Annotated in this window: 16 protein-coding genes; 5 read left to right on the top strand and 11 right to left on the bottom strand. The window is 42.7% G+C overall.

Going from position 1 to position 17,275, the window contains the following annotated elements; translation table 11 throughout:
- Positions 1-16: 16 nt before the first annotated feature.
- The 4 genes from NYE25_RS27920 to NYE25_RS27905 all read right to left on the bottom strand — a co-directional run bounded on the left by NYE25_RS27920 (position 17) and on the right by NYE25_RS27905 (position 4,064).
- Positions 17-790, bottom strand: coding sequence for an SDR family NAD(P)-dependent oxidoreductase (locus tag NYE25_RS27920; protein ID WP_042185818.1), 774 nt, complete (start codon positions 788-790; stop codon positions 17-19).
- 303 nt (positions 791-1,093) lie between these two features.
- The gene (locus tag NYE25_RS27915; RefSeq protein ID WP_042185817.1) at positions 1,094-1,324 is read right to left on the bottom strand and encodes a hypothetical protein; all 231 of its coding nucleotides are present in this window, start codon (positions 1,322-1,324) and stop codon (positions 1,094-1,096) included.
- A gap of 5 nt (positions 1,325-1,329) precedes the next feature.
- Positions 1,330-2,553, bottom strand: coding sequence for a Ger(x)C family spore germination protein (locus NYE25_RS27910; RefSeq protein ID WP_076286295.1), 1,224 nt, complete (start codon positions 2,551-2,553; stop codon positions 1,330-1,332).
- On the bottom strand, positions 2,550-4,064 hold the full coding sequence (locus tag NYE25_RS27905) for a spore germination protein (protein ID WP_042185813.1): 1,515 nt from the start codon (positions 4,062-4,064) through the stop codon (positions 2,550-2,552). Before NYE25_RS27905 ends, NYE25_RS27910 begins: the two co-directional genes overlap by 4 nt.
- A gap of 144 nt (positions 4,065-4,208) precedes the next feature.
- Here NYE25_RS27905 and NYE25_RS27900 point away from each other — a divergent pair, with 144 nt between their 5' ends.
- The gene (locus tag NYE25_RS27900) at positions 4,209-5,312 is read left to right on the top strand and encodes a GerAB/ArcD/ProY family transporter (protein WP_341147387.1); all 1,104 of its coding nucleotides are present in this window, start codon (positions 4,209-4,211) and stop codon (positions 5,310-5,312) included.
- Between the two features lie 78 nt (positions 5,313-5,390).
- Here the strand turns inward: NYE25_RS27900 and NYE25_RS27895 are convergent, their stop codons facing one another.
- Entirely contained in the window at positions 5,391-5,804 is a 414-nt protein-coding gene (locus tag NYE25_RS27895) for a zinc ribbon domain-containing protein (RefSeq protein WP_076286297.1), read from the bottom strand.
- Between the two features lie 287 nt (positions 5,805-6,091).
- Here NYE25_RS27895 and NYE25_RS27890 point away from each other — a divergent pair, with 287 nt between their 5' ends.
- Complete coding sequence (locus NYE25_RS27890) at positions 6,092-6,310, top strand: PspC domain-containing protein (RefSeq protein WP_042185808.1); 219 nt, start codon at positions 6,092-6,094, stop codon at positions 6,308-6,310.
- A 47-nt stretch (positions 6,311-6,357) separates the two neighbouring features.
- The gene (locus NYE25_RS27885; RefSeq protein WP_341147386.1) at positions 6,358-7,041 is read left to right on the top strand and encodes a PspA/IM30 family protein; all 684 of its coding nucleotides are present in this window, start codon (positions 6,358-6,360) and stop codon (positions 7,039-7,041) included.
- 36 nt (positions 7,042-7,077) lie between these two features.
- On the opposite strand, the gene NYE25_RS27880 is transcribed toward NYE25_RS27885, so the two are convergent.
- The gene (locus tag NYE25_RS27880; protein ID WP_341147385.1) at positions 7,078-7,782 is read right to left on the bottom strand and encodes a DNA alkylation repair protein; all 705 of its coding nucleotides are present in this window, start codon (positions 7,780-7,782) and stop codon (positions 7,078-7,080) included.
- Between the two features lie 22 nt (positions 7,783-7,804).
- Positions 7,805-8,422, bottom strand: coding sequence for a DNA-3-methyladenine glycosylase family protein (locus tag NYE25_RS27875; protein ID WP_341147384.1), 618 nt, complete (start codon positions 8,420-8,422; stop codon positions 7,805-7,807).
- A 242-nt stretch (positions 8,423-8,664) separates the two neighbouring features.
- On the opposite strand from NYE25_RS27875, the gene NYE25_RS27870 reads away from it, so the two are divergent.
- Positions 8,665-9,303, top strand: coding sequence for a 3'-5' exonuclease (locus tag NYE25_RS27870; RefSeq protein ID WP_341049601.1), 639 nt, complete (start codon positions 8,665-8,667; stop codon positions 9,301-9,303).
- A gap of 222 nt (positions 9,304-9,525) precedes the next feature.
- Here the strand turns inward: NYE25_RS27870 and NYE25_RS27865 are convergent, their stop codons facing one another.
- Positions 9,526-10,482, bottom strand: coding sequence for a 3'-5' exoribonuclease YhaM family protein (locus tag NYE25_RS27865; RefSeq protein WP_341049603.1), 957 nt, complete (start codon positions 10,480-10,482; stop codon positions 9,526-9,528).
- Between the two features lie 199 nt (positions 10,483-10,681).
- The gene (locus tag NYE25_RS27860) at positions 10,682-12,997 is read right to left on the bottom strand and encodes an FMN-binding protein (protein WP_341147383.1); all 2,316 of its coding nucleotides are present in this window, start codon (positions 12,995-12,997) and stop codon (positions 10,682-10,684) included.
- Positions 12,998-13,488: 491 nt separating this feature from the next.
- Here NYE25_RS27860 and hemH point away from each other — a divergent pair, with 491 nt between their 5' ends.
- Positions 13,489-14,502: a ferrochelatase gene (hemH, locus tag NYE25_RS27855; protein WP_341147382.1), complete on the top strand. Its 1,014-nt coding sequence runs from the start codon at positions 13,489-13,491 to the stop codon at positions 14,500-14,502.
- Positions 14,503-14,594: 92 nt separating this feature from the next.
- Here hemH and NYE25_RS27850 read toward each other — a convergent pair whose 3' ends face one another.
- Both NYE25_RS27850 and ade read right to left on the bottom strand, forming a co-directional pair.
- Positions 14,595-15,047, bottom strand: a complete 453-nt coding sequence (locus tag NYE25_RS27850; protein ID WP_339269512.1) for an IDEAL domain-containing protein — start codon at positions 15,045-15,047, stop codon at positions 14,595-14,597.
- Positions 15,048-15,370: 323 nt separating this feature from the next.
- On the bottom strand, positions 15,371-17,182 hold the full coding sequence (gene ade / locus NYE25_RS27845; protein WP_445667158.1) for an adenine deaminase: 1,812 nt from the start codon (positions 17,180-17,182) through the stop codon (positions 15,371-15,373).
- Positions 17,183-17,275 lie beyond the last annotated feature (93 nt).

Below are 17,275 nucleotides of genomic sequence, written 5' to 3'. Positions count from 1 at the left end.
GTAAATCAATCCGTGATTACTTTGTTGCGGAATAGCCCCCGTCAATCACATGTGCTGTACCTGTAATAAACGAAGCCTCATCACTTAGTAGGAAGCATGCAAACGCAGCTACTTCCTCAGGCGTACCGTATCTACCCAGAGCCGTTCCAGAAGCGATAAGAGATTGAAGCATCTCTACATCATCAGACAACAGCTTTTCATATCTGTTCATGGTTGGTGTAGGGATAGGTCCTGGGCAAAGGGCATTTACTCTAATGTTACGGTGACCCACTTCTTTGGCAACTGATTTAGTCATCCCCACAATAGCATGTTTACTTGCTGAATAAGCTGCATCATTGGCCATCCCGATAAAAATACCATGCAAAGAGGAGCAGTTTAGAACGGAAGCTCCAGATTTCATATGAGGTAATGTATAATGCAACATGTAGAATTGGCTAGTGAGATTTGTCTGAATCACTTTTTGAAACAACAACGGATCATAGTCTATAACATCCGTATTGTCTCCTGTAATTGCTGAGTTATTATATAGGCAATCAATTTTTCCATAAGCTGCTAATGTTTGATCTACGATATTTTTGCAGTCTGCTTCGAGAGAAACATCTGACCGAACAAACATCGCTTCCCCACCTAGAGCCTTAATTTCCTCAACTGTGTTAGCGCCGGCATCTGAACGATTGGCAACTACTACAATACCGCCCTCTCTTGCTACTCTTAAGGCTGTAGCTTTTCCGATTCCGGTACCTGCACCTGTAATAATAACTACTTTGTTCTCAAATCTGTTGCTACTCATATGCGCACCACTTTCTTATGTCTTTTTCAGGAGGAGGATTCGAACCTCATAGACCCTAATATCGCCTGATGCAATATGGATTGGAACATTTTTGCAGAAAAATCGACAAAATTATCCTCTATATGACAACTTTATTGTATTTAATTGTATATAGCAATGAATATTTTAATCTACTTTTGCAACAATTGAGAATTTGGTTTTGATCGTCATAAAAAAAACACCCCTTAGAATTTCATCAGATAAACCAGAAGTTTTATCCGATGCTTATTCTAAGGGGTTTGATAATTTGTAAATCCGTCGTTGTTAATGAAACCATACTCCAAATAAATTATTTATTGGCTTATAGATAAGAATAATCAGAAACAAAGGACTCGGGATGTTCAATTTTAACAAAGCACATACGGTCGCGCCAAGTCCCAAAATCCAAAATATAAAATATACGCTAAGATCACGTACTCGGCGCTTTCGCACTAATTTAGGCAAATCAAGTGCCATACAACCTACAGCAAGCACCAAAAAAAACAATAACACCATTCGACTCACTCCTTGATTTTTTCAAGAAAAGAATTATCTGTGAGACCTACGCGATTAATAACTACTGAGGCACTATAATGGATGGGCAATGATTTGAGGTAATCGTCGCCTTTTTTTTGCTGTAGCTTTGTCCAGGCTTTAGGACTGGCATGGTAGATCGATTGTCCAAATCCCATAATATCAACATTGAAGCGATTAGTTACTTGCTCCACAGTGTTTTGCATCCGCTCTATAATCCGTTCCTCTGTTTCCTTTTCCAAACGTTTTATGGTGCTTTCCGATTCCAAATTTTCTGTACTTTGCACTTCTTCAATGTTGCAAAGCGTCTTAACGTCAAGGTAAATATGCGGCTCCCCATCAATAATTTTCACTTTGCGTTTGGTTGAAGCCTGGATCGCTTCGATAACAATAGGCTTTCCATCTTCCCCTGCTATCGAGCCAGAATGTGAGGTTACCTTATCGTTGATATAATTGTAACCAATCGTTTCACCCTCATTTAGCCAACCGATCAGTTTGTCTTTTCTGAACACAGCTACAGTATGGTATTCCAATCTCGCCTTAGGCATTGTTCGCTCTACATTGCTTTTATCTCCTCCCTCTTTGGGATCTCCCATAACTTCCACTCCGGTCAGTACAGGATGTTCACCTTCAGCCAATAAATTTTCAATAAAATCATCCAGCGTGACAGCGACTGTTTTTGCTGAATCTTTATAAGAATTATCTAGGGAACTAAATAATTTGTTCGCTGGTAATTTATCCATAGGTGTAAGGACATTCAAGACATCGCTGGCGGTTGTATCTCTGGCAACCATAACGTAGAAATCCATTCGAGCTTCCCGACTTCTTTTAAATACGTCCAGTATCTCGCCCACTCCGGAGCGGGCAAGTTCCTCCCCAATAACCAACACCCGGATATGACCAAGATAACTCGTCCTGGAACTATCCAGATTCAACTTACGTTGTGCATCATAAAACGTAGGTACCGTAAATTTATAAACAACCACTGGAACTCCAGTGCCTCCCCCTCCTCCAGACGATTGTGAGGAAATCGCAGATGGAATAACGACCTGCATCGAAACTGTATAACCCGTTTCAGCCTTGTCGATCCCTAACCCCAGGACAAAGGCTACCTCATTCAGCTCCTTTCTCTCCCAACAGCCACTTAGCACTAACGTAAATTGGAGAGCTATCATCAATTGGAGAACGCCTCTAACTAATTTTTTATTCATTGCGTTGATTCCTCATCACTAGAAGTACTTTGACGAAATAGGTTCTGCGTCTTGTTCTCAGCAGGCCTTGTTTTTAAAAAAGGCCACGGAAAGCGAAAGATAGAGTCTTTTAAGTCTTTTGAATTATAAGGTCCGAGCGGACTCATATAAGGCATTCCGAAAGAACGCAAACTCGACAAATGCAGTACGATGATAAAAATACCGAATAGAATTCCATATAATCCGATAAATCCGGCCAAAGCTATAAGCACAAAACGGATCATCCGCGCAGCTATAGACATTCCTGTCTCCGGAATAACAAAGCTAGAAATGGCTGTAAGCGATACAATAATGACCATTGCAGATGAAATAAAACCCGCTGCAACTGCTGCTTGCCCTATCACCAACGTTCCGACAATGGAAATCGCCTGTCCAATATTTTTGGGTATCCGCACCCCGGCCTCCCGCAAAATCTCATAAGTCATTTCCATGATCAGCGCCTCGACAAAAGCAGGAAAAGGAACACTCTCCCGCTGGGCAGCTAAACTAATTACAAGATTGGTCGGTATCATCTCCTGATGATACGTAGTTATCGCAACATACAATGAAGGTGCAAGCAAAGTAATAAAAAATGAAATAAAACGAACTAATCTCAGCAATGTACCAATATCAGCCCTTTGGTAATAATCCTCAGCAGACTGAAAAAATGCCACAAAAAATGTGGGTACCAACAGTACAAAAGGAGTTCCATCAACAATAATGGCCACTTTTCCTTCCAAAATACCTGCTGCAATCGTATCTGGACGATCACTGTTGTATACGGTAGGAAATGGTGTAAATACCGTCTCTTGAATAAATTCTTCAATATATCCACTCTCGAGAATACTGTCCGTATCAATTTTATTCAGACGGCGTTTTACTTCTTGCACCAACTCCTTATTCGCGATGTTGCTTAGATACATAATGGATACGCTGGTTTGAGTTACCCTTCCGATCTGAACGGTTTCCAGCCATAAATGGCTATCTTTTATTTTCCGCCGAACCAGTGCCGTATTCGTCCGTAAATTCTCAGTGAATCCTTCCATTGGACCTCGAACAACCGATTGGGAACTGGGCTCACCTACATTGCGATCTTCCCAGCCTGGTAAGCCGATCCGGAGAGCGGTGGATGTCCCATCGAGCAGCAGCATTACACTACCGGACAGCAATTCGTGTACAAATTGGCTGTAATCAACGATAACGGTTAGATCACCGGCTATTAATATTTGTTTCTTAATGATCTCAATCTTCTGCTCGGGCTCAAGCTTCCCCAGCTGTTCATAAGGAATATGTTCCTGCAAAGAATACAAAATTGAATTATGCAGCACCTGAGTATCCACAAGACCGTCTATGTAAATCAAAGAAATATTAGTATTTTCTTCTATCTGCAACTCTTTTATCACTACATCAGAACTTCCGCCCAGCAATCCGTTCAACTGATCAATATTGGTTTTCAATCGGTTTGATAGTGTACCCGTCTCCGAACTTTTCACGATGTAGCCTCCACTTCACTTAGATTAATGAGTATAGTTTGATGTTAATTTTGATAATTATTCCTTTCTGATTAAAATTCGGAATGGCATAATTCTGGTAACTACAACCATACTAAAACTAGTCCAATAAATTTGAGGGGGTATATGCATTTGGAGAAAGATCGAATTAGTACCAATCAAATGATTATACTCGGGCTATTCACATTTATTGGGGATATGGCACTTGTATATCCAGCGTTAATGATATCAGGAGCGAAGCAAGATGCATGGATTGCTGCTTTGATTAGTATTCCCTTGGGCCTAGCGACCATAAAACTGTTGCTCTGTTTAGCAGACATTGAACCAAACAAGAATATTATCGAGCTTAGCCTACAAATTCTAGGAAAATGGGCCGGAACTGCTGTAGCCTTGTTCTATCTAGTGTTCTTCCTGATTGCCGCTTCCACTTACATAAGAGAAATTGAAGATTTCATGTGTACACAGATTTACGAGAAAACACCCGGTGGGGTTATCCGTTTCATGGCCATTTTCCTACTGGTATATGGTGTACGACTGGGTCTGGAAACATTAGGACGGGCAGCTCAGCTTTTTTTCCCTTTGTTTGCAGTTTTTTTGATCGGTCTGCTGCTTCTGCTGACTCCCGATGTCAAAATGGAACGTTTATACCCCATTATGAACACACCAGTACCGGACATGCTCCATACTTTGATGTATGGTGTTTTTTATCCTTTTGGTGAATTATGCGTGTTTCTTATGGTATATCCTTATGCTCAGAAGAATAGCAAAACAAGCCGGGATATTTTCATAGCCCTGATCATCGGGGCTATGGGACTTAACCTCATCTTATTTTTTTCCCTTACCGTTCTTGGTGTTTACGCTTCTGAACATCAATTTTATGCCGCTTATATTCTTGCTCAAAAAATTAATATTGCTAATTCTCTGCAACGTATTGAAGCGCTTATGGCTACAGCATGGATTATCAGCACGTACTTTAAAACAGCCATTTATTACTATGCTTTAACATTAGGTACAGCCCAATTGTTTAAACTCAAAAGCCACCGTCCTCTGATCCTACCCACTGGATTTTTGTTATTTGGTATGTCACAACTGATTGCCAAAGACATCATTTTTTATGTAAAGGAAATCCCCACCTACTGGGTAGATTGGGATTTCACCTGTGCATTTGTTCTGCCGCTTATGTTGCTAATTGTGTATTATTTTAAGAAACGTTTTGCTGCCAAGGTTTAAACAACCTCTCTCCTCAAAATAAAAAAGGACAGCTATTGAGCTGTCCTTTTGTTCATGAATTTCTTGTATGCAGCAAGTTTATTCCTTCTTATCCAATGTAATCGACGATGGTGTTACATCACGAATTGGCTCTTGAGCCACTTCAAAAGTTGATCCGCAACTCGGACAAAAGCGAGCCTCGATTGCCACATTGCCACCGCATGCTTTACACTGCTTCACATCGGACAACCCCGCAATTTGCTGCAGATTGACCTCAATCTCCGATTTCAGTTCAAGAATACGGGAAATATTCTTCTCGATCTGCTCACTCGGCAATGGTCCTGCTCCTTGTGTTACAGCTTCAAACAACAGTTTACCCATTACCTGATACTGCTGGTCAATGTCATTCTGCTTGCTGTTGTTCTGTAATTTCAAACGGTTGATCTCCACCACTGTCTTTGCTTTATTGCCAGCCTCGCTCACGCCTGCCTTTACCTTGTTAAAAAAGCTCATATTCAGCCCCCTATTCCGTAGTAGTCATATATAAGCATATTTCGACACCACCACAAGTATTCCTCTCTTTATTGTACCTAACTTCAACCGGGATTTGTAGTTCATCCACAATCATGAACTTATTTCCCCCGCCTTCCTGCGGGAACGAACCTCGACTCAGGTCTGGTATATAAAACCGCCTTCAGGCCGTTTTGCCGCATTTAAAAAGGCTATACAATGAGTACATAAGCAAGCGGGTTGCAAGATTTAAACACAATCCCCCCCATTAGAGAGGATGACAATAATAAATGAAAAAATTATATCGTTCCAGAAGTGACCAGAAGATTAGTGGTGTATGCGGAGGTCTTGCCAGTTGGTCAGGCATCGATGCCACAATTCTCCGTCTCGTAACTGTTGCCGCAGCACTTTTCAGCTTCGGTACCGTACTTATCTTTTACTTTATCGCCAGCATCATCGTCCCTAAAGAACCTTTTGGCAGCTTTTCGGATGGACATGATTTCTATTAACAGATCGTCATTTAGTACCAATCAAACATACTAACGAGAGATATAACATGAGTTTATTCAAAAGAATTTCCACCCTTACTAAAGCTGCCCTACACGAAGGTCTGAACAAATTAGAAAACCCAGTGCTACTGACGGGTCAGTATCTACGCGATCTTGAGAACGAAATAGCTACGGCAGAACGCAATGAACGTGATTTAAAAGTTACAGCGAGTGTATTGGAACGCCGTAAGCAAGAATATACTCAGCTGATAGATCAAAGCGAAGCTGAAGCTGTTCAGGCGGTTGAGCAAGGTAATGAAGAAAGAGCACGCCTTGCACTCATGGCCAAGCTGCGGTATACAGAACAGCTGGATGAGAGCATCAATAGTCAGGCACAAACTCAGCAATCCCTGGCAGAGCTGGAGATCAACATCGCTAGAGCTAAAGAAGAGCGCGAACACCTTAAAGCGAAAAGAACTGAACTTATCGCTCGTGCTCAGCAAGCTACAGAAACACTAAGCTCAGCCCCTCATAGTAACAGTGTAAAAGGACCGAATGTGGGTACCGCTTCACGTGGCTTCGAACGAATGGAAGAGAAAATTTTCGAGTGGGAAGCATTGGCAGAAAACTCTAAGTATAAATCCAACTCAGGCGCAGGTGTAGCTTCATCCATTGACCCCAACCTTCGTAGTGCTGTTGATGATGAAATTGAACGTATCCGCAACCGGAAAATCAATACCGACAAAAAATAAATATACTAACAGGTCCCTTATTTCTCAGCAACTGAGCTATATAAGGGGCTTGTTTTTTCTATTCCTCTTCATCCCGCGAATCATTTTTTTCGATTCCGGATCTACTCGGTAAGACTCTGTGATTTTCTGTAAAGCCTTGTTATAGGTGAAATCATCTAAAGTGTTAGTTCTCAAATAACCTATCGTAGCCGCAGGCAGCTTCACATAACACATCGATAGCGCCCAAGAAACCGCCATTTTCACATAATACCCCTCATGTCTGACCTTATCGAGTAGTTGTAGAATCCGACTGATGTACGCTTCTTCAATAAAGAAATTAAGCATCATTACTACCGCAAATCGAATCTCATATTCTTTGTCAGATAACAGATACGGCACTATAAAGTCCCACATCTGCTCTTTATTCTTCAAGGTAAACTTCAGCCCTGTGCAAAAGCTATCACATACCGACCAGTTATCGATTTTAGGAATAAAGTCCGCAATATAATGCAGAATTTCTTCAGGATCTGCCTTCACATAACCAAGTACCATACCTTGCAGCATTACCTCTTCAAAAAAATCAGAGTCGACGTGCTCCAAATAGGCTCTCCAGTCACCCTTTGCAATGGTTTTGGCGAGTTTACGTAGCTCCGGTAGCCTGACTCCTATCACATTATCGATCGTCGGAAGTAAAGCCGCAGAAAACTTCTGGTAATCCGCGTCTGCCAACTCCACTAGCTGTTCCTTTATTGTTTTATCCACTATAGTGCTCCCTACGTATTAATTATTGAAATGAAATCTCCCATAAATATATGGAAGCTACCGAACCATGTGGTGAGTACCTGAGACGGTATTGTTCGAATTGCTTTTTGGTAAGCGTATCAAGCCCATACAGCTTCATCATGCCGCGACGAATGGCGATATCTCCCCAACTAACTACATCTGGGCGCTCCATACAATTGATTAGCATCATCTCTGCTGTCCACATACCGATGCCTTTTAACTTCATGAGTCTTTGAATAACCTCTTGATCGGACAATCCATATAATTCCTCCAGCTTAAACTCCCCATCAGCAATCAGCTTGGAAATGTCATGAATGCAAACCGCCTTTTTCATCGTCATGCCGCAACCCTGAATCTCATCCGCTGTGTGTATAGCTAGCTGCTGCGGAGTTATTTCTTCGAACTGAGCCTGCATTCTTGTCCAGATAGTTCGAACTGCTTTGACTGATATTAGCTGACCTACTATGGCATAGATAAGCGCGGTGAATAGATCCGGAATAATCACACGTTCCACTTTCCCCATTCGCGCCATCGCCGCACCTAGCACTGGGTCCACACTTCCGAGGTAATCGATTTCTGCTTGCCCATATTCAAAAAATTTAGTGATTACAGCTCCCAAAGTATTTCCTCCCGTATCTGAGCTTAACAATAATATACAACATCTATTTTGCAGTGTACGGATTCTTGAATAGGATAGCAAGATAACGAAACTTGAAAAAGCCACAACATTTCTACTCGGGTAGATGGTTATGGCGGGAATTCATATTTTTACTCAACTACTATATGTAACTTGTACTAGATTGTATTTATCATTTTACTACTTTAATATGAATGTATATATGATAGATGAGGAGCTTTACGATGGACTTTATAGCAATTGACTTTGAAACGGCGAATTCCAGTCGATCCAGCGCCTGTGCTTTGGGGCTTGTGGAAGTTAAAGATGGCGTAATCACAGCAGAACATTCTTGGCTGATCGATCCCAAGCAGCGGTTTGACGGCATGAACATTTCGATACATGGCATCACCCCTTCCATGGTAATCGGTCAGCCTACTTTCCACGAATTATGGCCCACCGTTGAACCTTTGCTGCACGGACGAATTGTTGTAGCGCACAATGCCGCTTTTGATATGAGTGTACTGCGGTATTGCCTCGATGGGATGTCCATAAGCTATCCGAGCTTTCAATACTTATGTACTTATTTACTAGGCAAAAAAATGCTGCCCGAGCTTCCCTCTCATAAGCTTAATGTAGTATCCGAGCATTTCGGCATTGAGCTGAAGCACCATGACGCTCTCGATGACGCGCGCGCTGCTGCCTTGGTTCTATTAATGCTTATGGAGCGAGAATCACACCTTGACCCGCTTTTGCTCTCCAGCAGCCAAGGATATACTAGCGGAACAATGTTTGCTGGTGGATACACTCCTTTTTCTGCTCGAAAGAGTAAACCTGCTAAGAAACCTGTGAACAATCAAAGAACGAAAAACTTCTATTTGTAAGAAACTATTAAGTTATTTACCAAAAAACACCCAACAGGCTCATTACAGCTGGTTGGGTGTTTTGCATAGATGGAGGAATATAGCATACAAGTCGATTCATTCACTACGAAAAAATCTAACCTTGCTGGTCATTATAGGGAAGAATTCCGTATATTTTTTATCATCGATCAGTGAACATCCCATTGGTTCATCCAGATCACCAACCAAGATTAACACAACACGCTAGATCTTCATCCGATAAACTGCTTTATTCTCCAGTCCTCTGATGAATGGCGTCCATTCTTCCGTTTCTGGTGTGGTATCCAGCGCATCCTCGACCATCTGCAGCTTCGCATCCATCGCGTCAATATGATGCAGCGCTACGGCCTCAGCCGTTTGCGGCTGAACAGGACTGCCCCATTCGCCCAGGTTATGGTGTGATAATACGAGATGCTGTAACGCCAGAACCTTCTCCGAATTCAAATCAATGTCTAAGCGGATGGCCGCTTCTGTAATCCAGTTAGATGCCATCGAGATATGACCAATCAACTTACCCTGAACGCTATATTCTGAGACAATTCCGAGCTGAGAGATCATCTCCTCCGGCTTCGCGATATCATGCAGAATAATTCCAGCCTTCATTAAATCTGTATTCAGAAACGGACGCTGCTTGCACAGAAAATCCCCGATCTCCAGCATGCGAACCATATGATAAGCAAGTCCGGCAAAATAAGCATGGTGATGCGTTTTGGCAGCCGGATAATGCATCAATTTCTCTTCCACTTTGCTTACACAAAAGGAGACAATCGAGGCAATCTCCGGATCTGTGATGCTTGCCATAACCCCTTTAATCGTATGAATAAGGTCTACTGGACGAATAGGAGCGGAGCGAATAAAATCCGTTAGCGCAACGCCATCCTCATCGTTCACCAATCTGATTTTGGTTACTTTGATTTGCAATTTCTCACGATAAGTGTGCGCAATCCCGCGAACCTTCACCAGTGCCATAGGAAAAAAAGTTTCTTTATCGGTTGTGCTGACATCCCAATATTTCGCGGACAATTGTCCACTGGAATCTCCCAAGACTAGGTCGAAATAATCCTTTGGAGGAGTACCGTTCGTTTGTTTGATCGCTAGCTCTCTTAAGAGATAAAAGCCAACAAATTCATCCTGTGGAGCGAGCTGTTTAATTTGTGTCATGTTGAAGCCTCCTATTAATAACAGGCTTTGTACCTGCTCTCTATATTAAACTTTAGACACTCACGTCCAAAATCCCTTTAAATCACTATACGATCTATTTTCATTTTTATGTACAGGTAGATAAAGGAGGTTACTCCACAGGCCATAATATGGCTCTAGAATAACCCCCTTTATAGATTAAATATTGATTAAAAATTGCTTATTTACCAGCGGATTCAAGCGCTGATTTAATAGCTTCTACCACTTTAGCAGATACTTCTTTCTCGGCATCATTATTTCCGAAAGCTGCTGCGCGATATCCATACTTGTGTAAGCTATAGCCTGTTGAAGTCGACTCAATCTCGCTCTTCACAGCCAGCTCAGCGTCAGTCAACTGGTTAACCGCTCTTGTGCTTCCGTTTTTATCTAGATAGTAAACGAGCATTTTAACAGGAACGCCATGTTCAACATACGTCATAACATTTACAAGCTTATCAGCACTTACACCAATGAAGATTCCATCGAAGTAAGCCGCTTTATTAGCTTCAACAATCTCAGCTTTCCCGTATGCTCTATCCACCGCAGTCTTAAGAGCTACACTACTGCTAGTTGCACCGGAAACAGCGTCCACATCTTGAACAGCTTCTCTAGTACCTGCTGCAAGGATGCTAGTAGTCAATTGCGGAATTGCTTTTACCACCTCTGGGTAAGCTGCCTTGCCTCTATCCACAAGATTCATTCCTACACGATACAAAGCAACATTAACGATCTTACCGTTACGCAGTGTAACGTCTGCTCTGTTTGTTCCTTTATCATAGGCATCACCTAATGCAGTGAAGGTTCCGTCTTTATAGATTCCTTGAACTTTGGATGCATTAGTCAAAGCATCAGTCAGAGCCGCTTTGGCAGCTGCGGATAGCTCTTCTTGACCTGTGATATCGGACATTTGCACACCTTTTTCAAGTAATCCTGAAGTAAGTGTACCCACCAGCGATTTTTGTTCTGCACTTAGTTTGTCATCAGCGATCAGCTTGCCGTCAGCTCCGAACAAGCTTAATTTAATGTTTGTAACTGTATCTGAAGCAACATCAACAAGCAGTAATACTTTAGATTGGTTATCCACACCTGCGAATTTTCCGTCAAAATATTTAACTTCACCAGGAACTTTCAGTGCTTTCTCGAAAGCTCTTTCTACGGCTTGGTTCCAACCGTGACTGCTTTCTGTAGCGCCAGAAATTCCATCTACTTTCTCATCATAGTTAGCGAAGTAAGATCCATTAGCAAGCAACTTAGCTGTCATCGGAGCATTAGCTTTTACAACTTCTGCATAAGCCGTTGCACCTCTGTCAATGAGGTTGTTCCCAAGTCTGAACAGCTTCACGTCCACTAGCTTACCGTTGCGGATCACGATGTCAGCTCTTTCAACACCAACACTTCTTGCAGTCCCATAAGAGGAATAGAATCCGTCTACATAAGCAGAAGTATTGTTAATCTTTGCATTCTGCTCAGCATCCCAGAAAGCATTAATCGCAGCCTTAAAGTCGGCTTCGAGTCCTGCAACAGGCTCTGCAGCTGTTCCTTTAGCCAGCAATGCTGGTGTTATAGCTGCAACTGCTGCGGATTGCTCAGCTGTGTAGGCCTTCTCATCCACGAAATCACCGGCACTGTTCAGCGGGTACACTTTAACAGCTGTGAGCTTATTGGATTCGTAGGTTGCAAATACTGCATATTTACCTGTAGGATCTATGCCCATATGAACACCATCAAAGTAAATAGCATCTGTATCTTTCACTGTTAGAGCTCTTTCAAACGCTCTGTCTACAGACAATTTCCATCCATTACTAGAGCGTGTTGCTCCCGAAACAGCATCTACTGCAGCTGCTCCATCTCTTGTCTTGCCAATCAATTTATTCTCCATCAATCCATAAGCTTGCCATAAAGCGCTATAATTGTTACGAGCATCTCTGTCGATCAGCTTAGGGCTGGTTCTCAGGAGATCGATGCTAGTAATTTTTCCATCTTTAATTTCGATCTTAGCGCCTTCGGTACCTTTGGAGTAAGCATCGCCATAAGCTACGTAAACCCCATCTTGATATACATTTTGCTTAACTGTAACCGGCAATGCTGTAGGTACAGGCTTAACAGTCGCTGCTGGAACTACTGTAGCCGCTGGAGCAGCGGTTGCTTTTGGCGTTGTAGCTGGTTTTGTCGTTGCTGCTGGTGCCGCTGTTGCCTTTGGTGTTGCTACTGGTTTTACCGTTGCTTTCGGTGTTTCTACTGGTTTTGCTGTTGGCTTTGGTGTTGCTACTGGTTTTGCTGTTGCTTTTGGTGTTGCTTTTGGTGTTGCTTTTGGTGTTGCTACTGGTTTTGCTGTTGCTGCTGGTTTTGCTGTTGGTTTAGCTGCTGGTGCATCCGCTTCTTCAGAAGCTGCGGATACTGCATCCACCTTCAAGTTCAAAGCAGGCACATTAAGTGTGTAAGCAAATGGCGCTAACAATATTGCCGCGCTAACCGTTAAAGAAATTAGTTTTTTCAATAAAATTCTCCTTTACCAAATCCCCAGTGATATATAGCTTTTCTTAACCAAACTTACCTTTCACGGCGCCCCTTCTCTTCTTATGAAGCATTACATCTCTCTTCATAAGAACCCATCCCCCCTCTCATGCCTATGCGCGAACCATCACTTTCCAAAAAAATAATGCCTTAAATCTATTCATTCATTTTTACAATAAACCGCATCAAAGGTGAAATAATTCACATATCATATCAGAAAAAAATGAAGGCGCTTTTTCAATCAATTTCTGGTTTGATACTACCAAACTTTTCCGCAATTCCTCTGTATCTAAAATCACATACCCTATAAGAAACATCACTATTTGCTCATAAATGTGATTTTTCATTATTTTTTCCAAACAAATACACCCACTTCCTATTCCAAAGTAGATAACGTGATCTCGATTATTGTGTATCCAAGAATAGATATGTTATTTTAGAACGATCTCTAACATGGGAAAGGAGTTCAAAGCTTTGAACAAACAGCCACCTATTGGAGTTATTCTCGCCCAAATTGGCACACCTACTGCACCTACTGCAAAGGCGGTACGTCCTTATCTGAAACGTTTTTTATCCGACCGCCGAATCATAGATTATTCCCCACTGCTCTGGCAACCTCTGCTGCGAGGCGTTATTCTGCGTACACGTCCTCGGCGGTCGGCTGAGCTGTACAGACAAATCTGGACAACAGAAGGATCACCTTTACTCTTCCACTCATTAGCTCAGCGATCTGGTTTGCAAGCGCTTCTAGGTTCTCGGTATCAAGTAGAGCTTGGCTTAGCATATAGCGAACCAAGTATGGAACAAGCGATGAGCACATTGGAAGCAAATGGAGTCACACGCATCATCATTGTGCCGCTATTCCCGCAATATTCGTCCACTACGACGGCATCTGTCTTCGATCAAGCGAGTTTTGCTGCACTAGGACGACAAAGCTCCACTGGGCCGGTAACAAAGCGCCTTATTCCTGCTCTCAGATTTATGGATGCTTATTATAATGAACCCGGTTATATTTCAGCCATGAAGTCGCATTTACTGCAGCAAATGGAACTTCTTAGCTCTAATCCTGATTTTTTTGTACTGACCTTTCACGGAATCCCCAAACGATATGCAGATACAGGCGATCCCTATCCAGAGCAATGTATGGAAACTGCGCGTCTTCTCGCTTCAGCTATGAATTGGGAGCCTGAACGCTGGCAGCTTACTTTTCAATCACGCTTCGGACGCGAAGAATGGGTAGGTCCCTCTACAGCAGATGTTTTGGGAAAGCTAGCGGAACGCGGAATTCATAAGCCTTTGATTTTCTCACCGGGACTTGTAACGGATTGTCTGGAAACGCTGCACGAGCTAGCCATAGAAGGGTGCGAGCAATTTGAGGCTGGAGGAGGACATGCTGAAGACTTCACTGCGATCCCCTGCTTGAATAATCATGAGGACTGGCTTCAATTTCTGGCTCAGCATGTTGAACGAAATGCCATGGGCTGGTAATACAAAAAAACCGTCTTGTCCGCAAATATTCTTTGCTGCAGAAAAGACGGTTTGCTATGTCAATTCATAAGATCTAAGGGTCACTAAGATGCTTATGCTGTAAGCTGCTTATATTTAGTAGTCAGTTCATGGAACCATTGCTTGTCCTGTAAGGTCAATGCAAAGTCGATCAGCTCGGCAATCTCACTTGGCTGCAAATCAGCTGAATCATTAAAAGATACTTCAGCGGTTGCAGTGGCTTCTCCATTCCCATTCTCTGCATAATCATAAGAGAAGCATATCTTGATATCACTTTCCAGAAATTCGTTACGCAGGAAATATAACACCTCACACATTAGCACAGGTCTAACATGATCATCAAAGACACATTCCATAACCTTCGCCCAGTACTGCTGATTGCTGAGGTGTAGCTTATCATTGGTTAAGAGATATTTCTCACCCTGAAAATCAGTGACAAATCTCAGCTCAAGCGGCTTCATTTTAAAAATAGTAGCAATTTGCTTCATGCTAATATTCAGAATGTCTTGCGTTTCTAGTCTGATCATCTCTCATGCACCTCGTCCCTCTTAGTTGGGTTACCTGAAACCTGATGATATCTATAATTTCGTTAAATGCCAATAATGTAAAATTAACTCTATCCAATCACTTTAATTTTTATCTAATTTAACATTATTATCGTCAACTGACTACGCTTTGTTAATATTTTTTCATTAATTCCACAGAAAAATGTTTCAATCTTTGTCCATCTGTTTAATATGTATATTTAAAAACTTAGTCTTTCTTATTTTCACAACAAAAAACTGTTCTGAATGGTCATTACGACCTCAGAACAGTTTTTTGCATTAGGATTATACTTCGGTTAATTTACTTAAACAAACAATGGCACTAACTGTATTCCCTCGGGTGAAATCCGCACGAGTCCTTTATCTGTGATACGTAACGTTGGGATAACCGCCAAAGCAAGCAGCGATAAAGTCATAAACGCGTAATTCAAAGTACAGCCGGCATCATACAACGCTTTGCTGATCGCAGCTGATTTCTCAGCAGCAATTTCGAAGGGTTCCGTGGACATTAGACCTGCAATAGCCAACGGGAATAATGTTTCCCCACTGGATGTGATCATGCAAACACCACCCTGGGCATCCGCCACCGCATTTGCAGCTTTAGCCATTAACTCATCATCATTGCCGATGACGAGTACATTATGACTATCGTGAGCAACCGTCATTGCAATGGCAGCCGGCTCTTTAAATCCAATACCTTCGACAACGGCCACTGATTTATTGCCTGTACCTTTATGACGTTCGAGCACAGCGATTTTACACAGACCCTCCACAGCATTTACATCCAACTGCCCTGCCACTACAGGTACCGAAACTATACGTTCAATGGTCTCTACATGATTTTCTCTTACTTTAATAACTCTTGCAGTAAGTTCACCTGTTTCAATTGGAGCCGCGATAATGAAATCTTCGGCGGTAGGACGCTGTGGCAAATGAACCGAAGCCAAAACTTCCTCTGGATAAGTGAATTTAGCAAGCTCTGCCGTCATCACACCATTTTCGGCAACTACTACACCCGCGGCAATCGTAAGTACCACGTGAACATCGGCCAAATTCCCGTCCAGCAGAATAATATCCGCAAAAGAACCTGGAGTAATAGATCCGATATCCTGAGACAACCCAAAACGCTCTGCTGTATTAATAGTTGCCATTTGGAAGGCTGTTACTGGTTTCACGCCTTGAGCAATCGCATGGCGAACAACGAAATCCATATGACCTTCGTCGCGTAACGATTCCGAGCTGCGATCGTCAGTTACCAGCATCATGCGGCGCGGATCAAGTCCACGCTCTGTATGAGCGGTGATGGTCTTGGCAACATCATGCCAAGCCGAGCCCCGGCGCATTTTGGCATACATCCCCAGTCGAACGCGCTCAATCACATCGTCTGCCGTCACACACTCATGATCGCCAGTCACACCTGCCGCAGCATACACGGGCAGTCTCCAGTCGCTGGAAGGCCATGTGAAATGACCATCTACAAATCTGCCTGCCCGCAGCGTAGCTTGAATTTCCCCAAGCATTTTCTCATCGCCATAAACAACGCCAGGAAAGTTCATCACTTCACCCAGCGCAATCACATCGGGTCCCCAAGTAAAGGCTTCTGCCACTTCTTCTGGTCCAATAGAAGCTCCCGTTGTCTCGAATTCCGCACCTGCCGCAGGCACACAAGAAGCCACCTGCATGTAAGCCGCTAACGGTGTCCCCCGCATCTCATCGAGCATCAATTGAATCCCCTTCAGCCCAAATACATTAGCAATCTCATGAGCATCAAAGAAACCACCTGTTGTACCCAGCGGCAGAACCGCACGGGAGAATTCAGTAACGGTCAGCTGTGTGCTCTCAATATGACAATGGCCATCGAGTAGTCCCGGAGCTATATACTTACCGTTCGCCTCAATGACCTGTGTTCCTTCACCAATCATATGTGTCACATCTTTACCAACATAAGCGATACGTCCACCTTGTATACCAACAGACATTCCTTCTAAAATTTCACCAGAGCATACATTAACCAGCTTTCCACCTGTAATTACTAGTGTTGCCGGTTTATCTCCTCTTGCCGTAGCCACAAGCTCAGGTACACAATCTGCTAAAGGCTTTCTTGTAAAAGTTGTCATTTTCATCTCTCCCCCGTTAGTATCCAAGTGCGTTCTTGATGTAGTGAATAGATTCATAATAATAGAGGATTGCTTAATCATCGGCTGTGTTGA

Origin of the sequence: Paenibacillus sp. FSL E2-8871 (assembly GCF_038000345.1) — a bacterium.
Lineage (GTDB): Bacteria > Bacillota > Bacilli > Paenibacillales > Paenibacillaceae > Paenibacillus_AQ.
Note: the sequence above shows the minus strand (reverse complement) of the source record. Positions and strands in the feature narration are given on the sequence as shown.

What these genes read in the sequence shown, in the direction of transcription:
- NYE25_RS27920 (WP_042185818.1), bottom strand. Translation starts at nt 790, where the DNA reads ATGAGTAGCAACAGATTTGAGAACAAAGTAGTTATTATTACAGGTGCA.
- NYE25_RS27915 (WP_042185817.1), bottom strand. Translation starts at nt 1,324, where the DNA reads ATGGTGTTATTGTTTTTTTTGGTGCTTGCTGTAGGTTGTATGGCACTT.
- NYE25_RS27910 (WP_076286295.1), bottom strand. Translation starts at nt 2,553, where the DNA reads ATGAATAAAAAATTAGTTAGAGGCGTTCTCCAATTGATGATAGCTCTC.
- NYE25_RS27900 (WP_341147387.1), top strand. Translation starts at nt 4,209, where the DNA reads ATGCATTTGGAGAAAGATCGAATTAGTACCAATCAAATGATTATACTC.
- NYE25_RS27895 (WP_076286297.1), bottom strand. Translation starts at nt 5,804, where the DNA reads ATGAGCTTTTTTAACAAGGTAAAGGCAGGCGTGAGCGAGGCTGGCAAT.
- NYE25_RS27890 (WP_042185808.1), top strand. Translation starts at nt 6,092, where the DNA reads ATGAAAAAATTATATCGTTCCAGAAGTGACCAGAAGATTAGTGGTGTA.
- NYE25_RS27885 (WP_341147386.1), top strand. Translation starts at nt 6,358, where the DNA reads ATGAGTTTATTCAAAAGAATTTCCACCCTTACTAAAGCTGCCCTACAC.
- NYE25_RS27870 (WP_341049601.1), top strand. Translation starts at nt 8,665, where the DNA reads ATGGACTTTATAGCAATTGACTTTGAAACGGCGAATTCCAGTCGATCC.
- NYE25_RS27865 (WP_341049603.1), bottom strand. Translation starts at nt 10,482, where the DNA reads ATGACACAAATTAAACAGCTCGCTCCACAGGATGAATTTGTTGGCTTT.
- NYE25_RS27850 (WP_339269512.1), bottom strand. Translation starts at nt 15,047, where the DNA reads ATGATCAGACTAGAAACGCAAGACATTCTGAATATTAGCATGAAGCAA.
- ade (WP_445667158.1), bottom strand. Translation starts at nt 17,182, where the DNA reads ATGACAACTTTTACAAGAAAGCCTTTAGCAGATTGTGTACCTGAGCTT.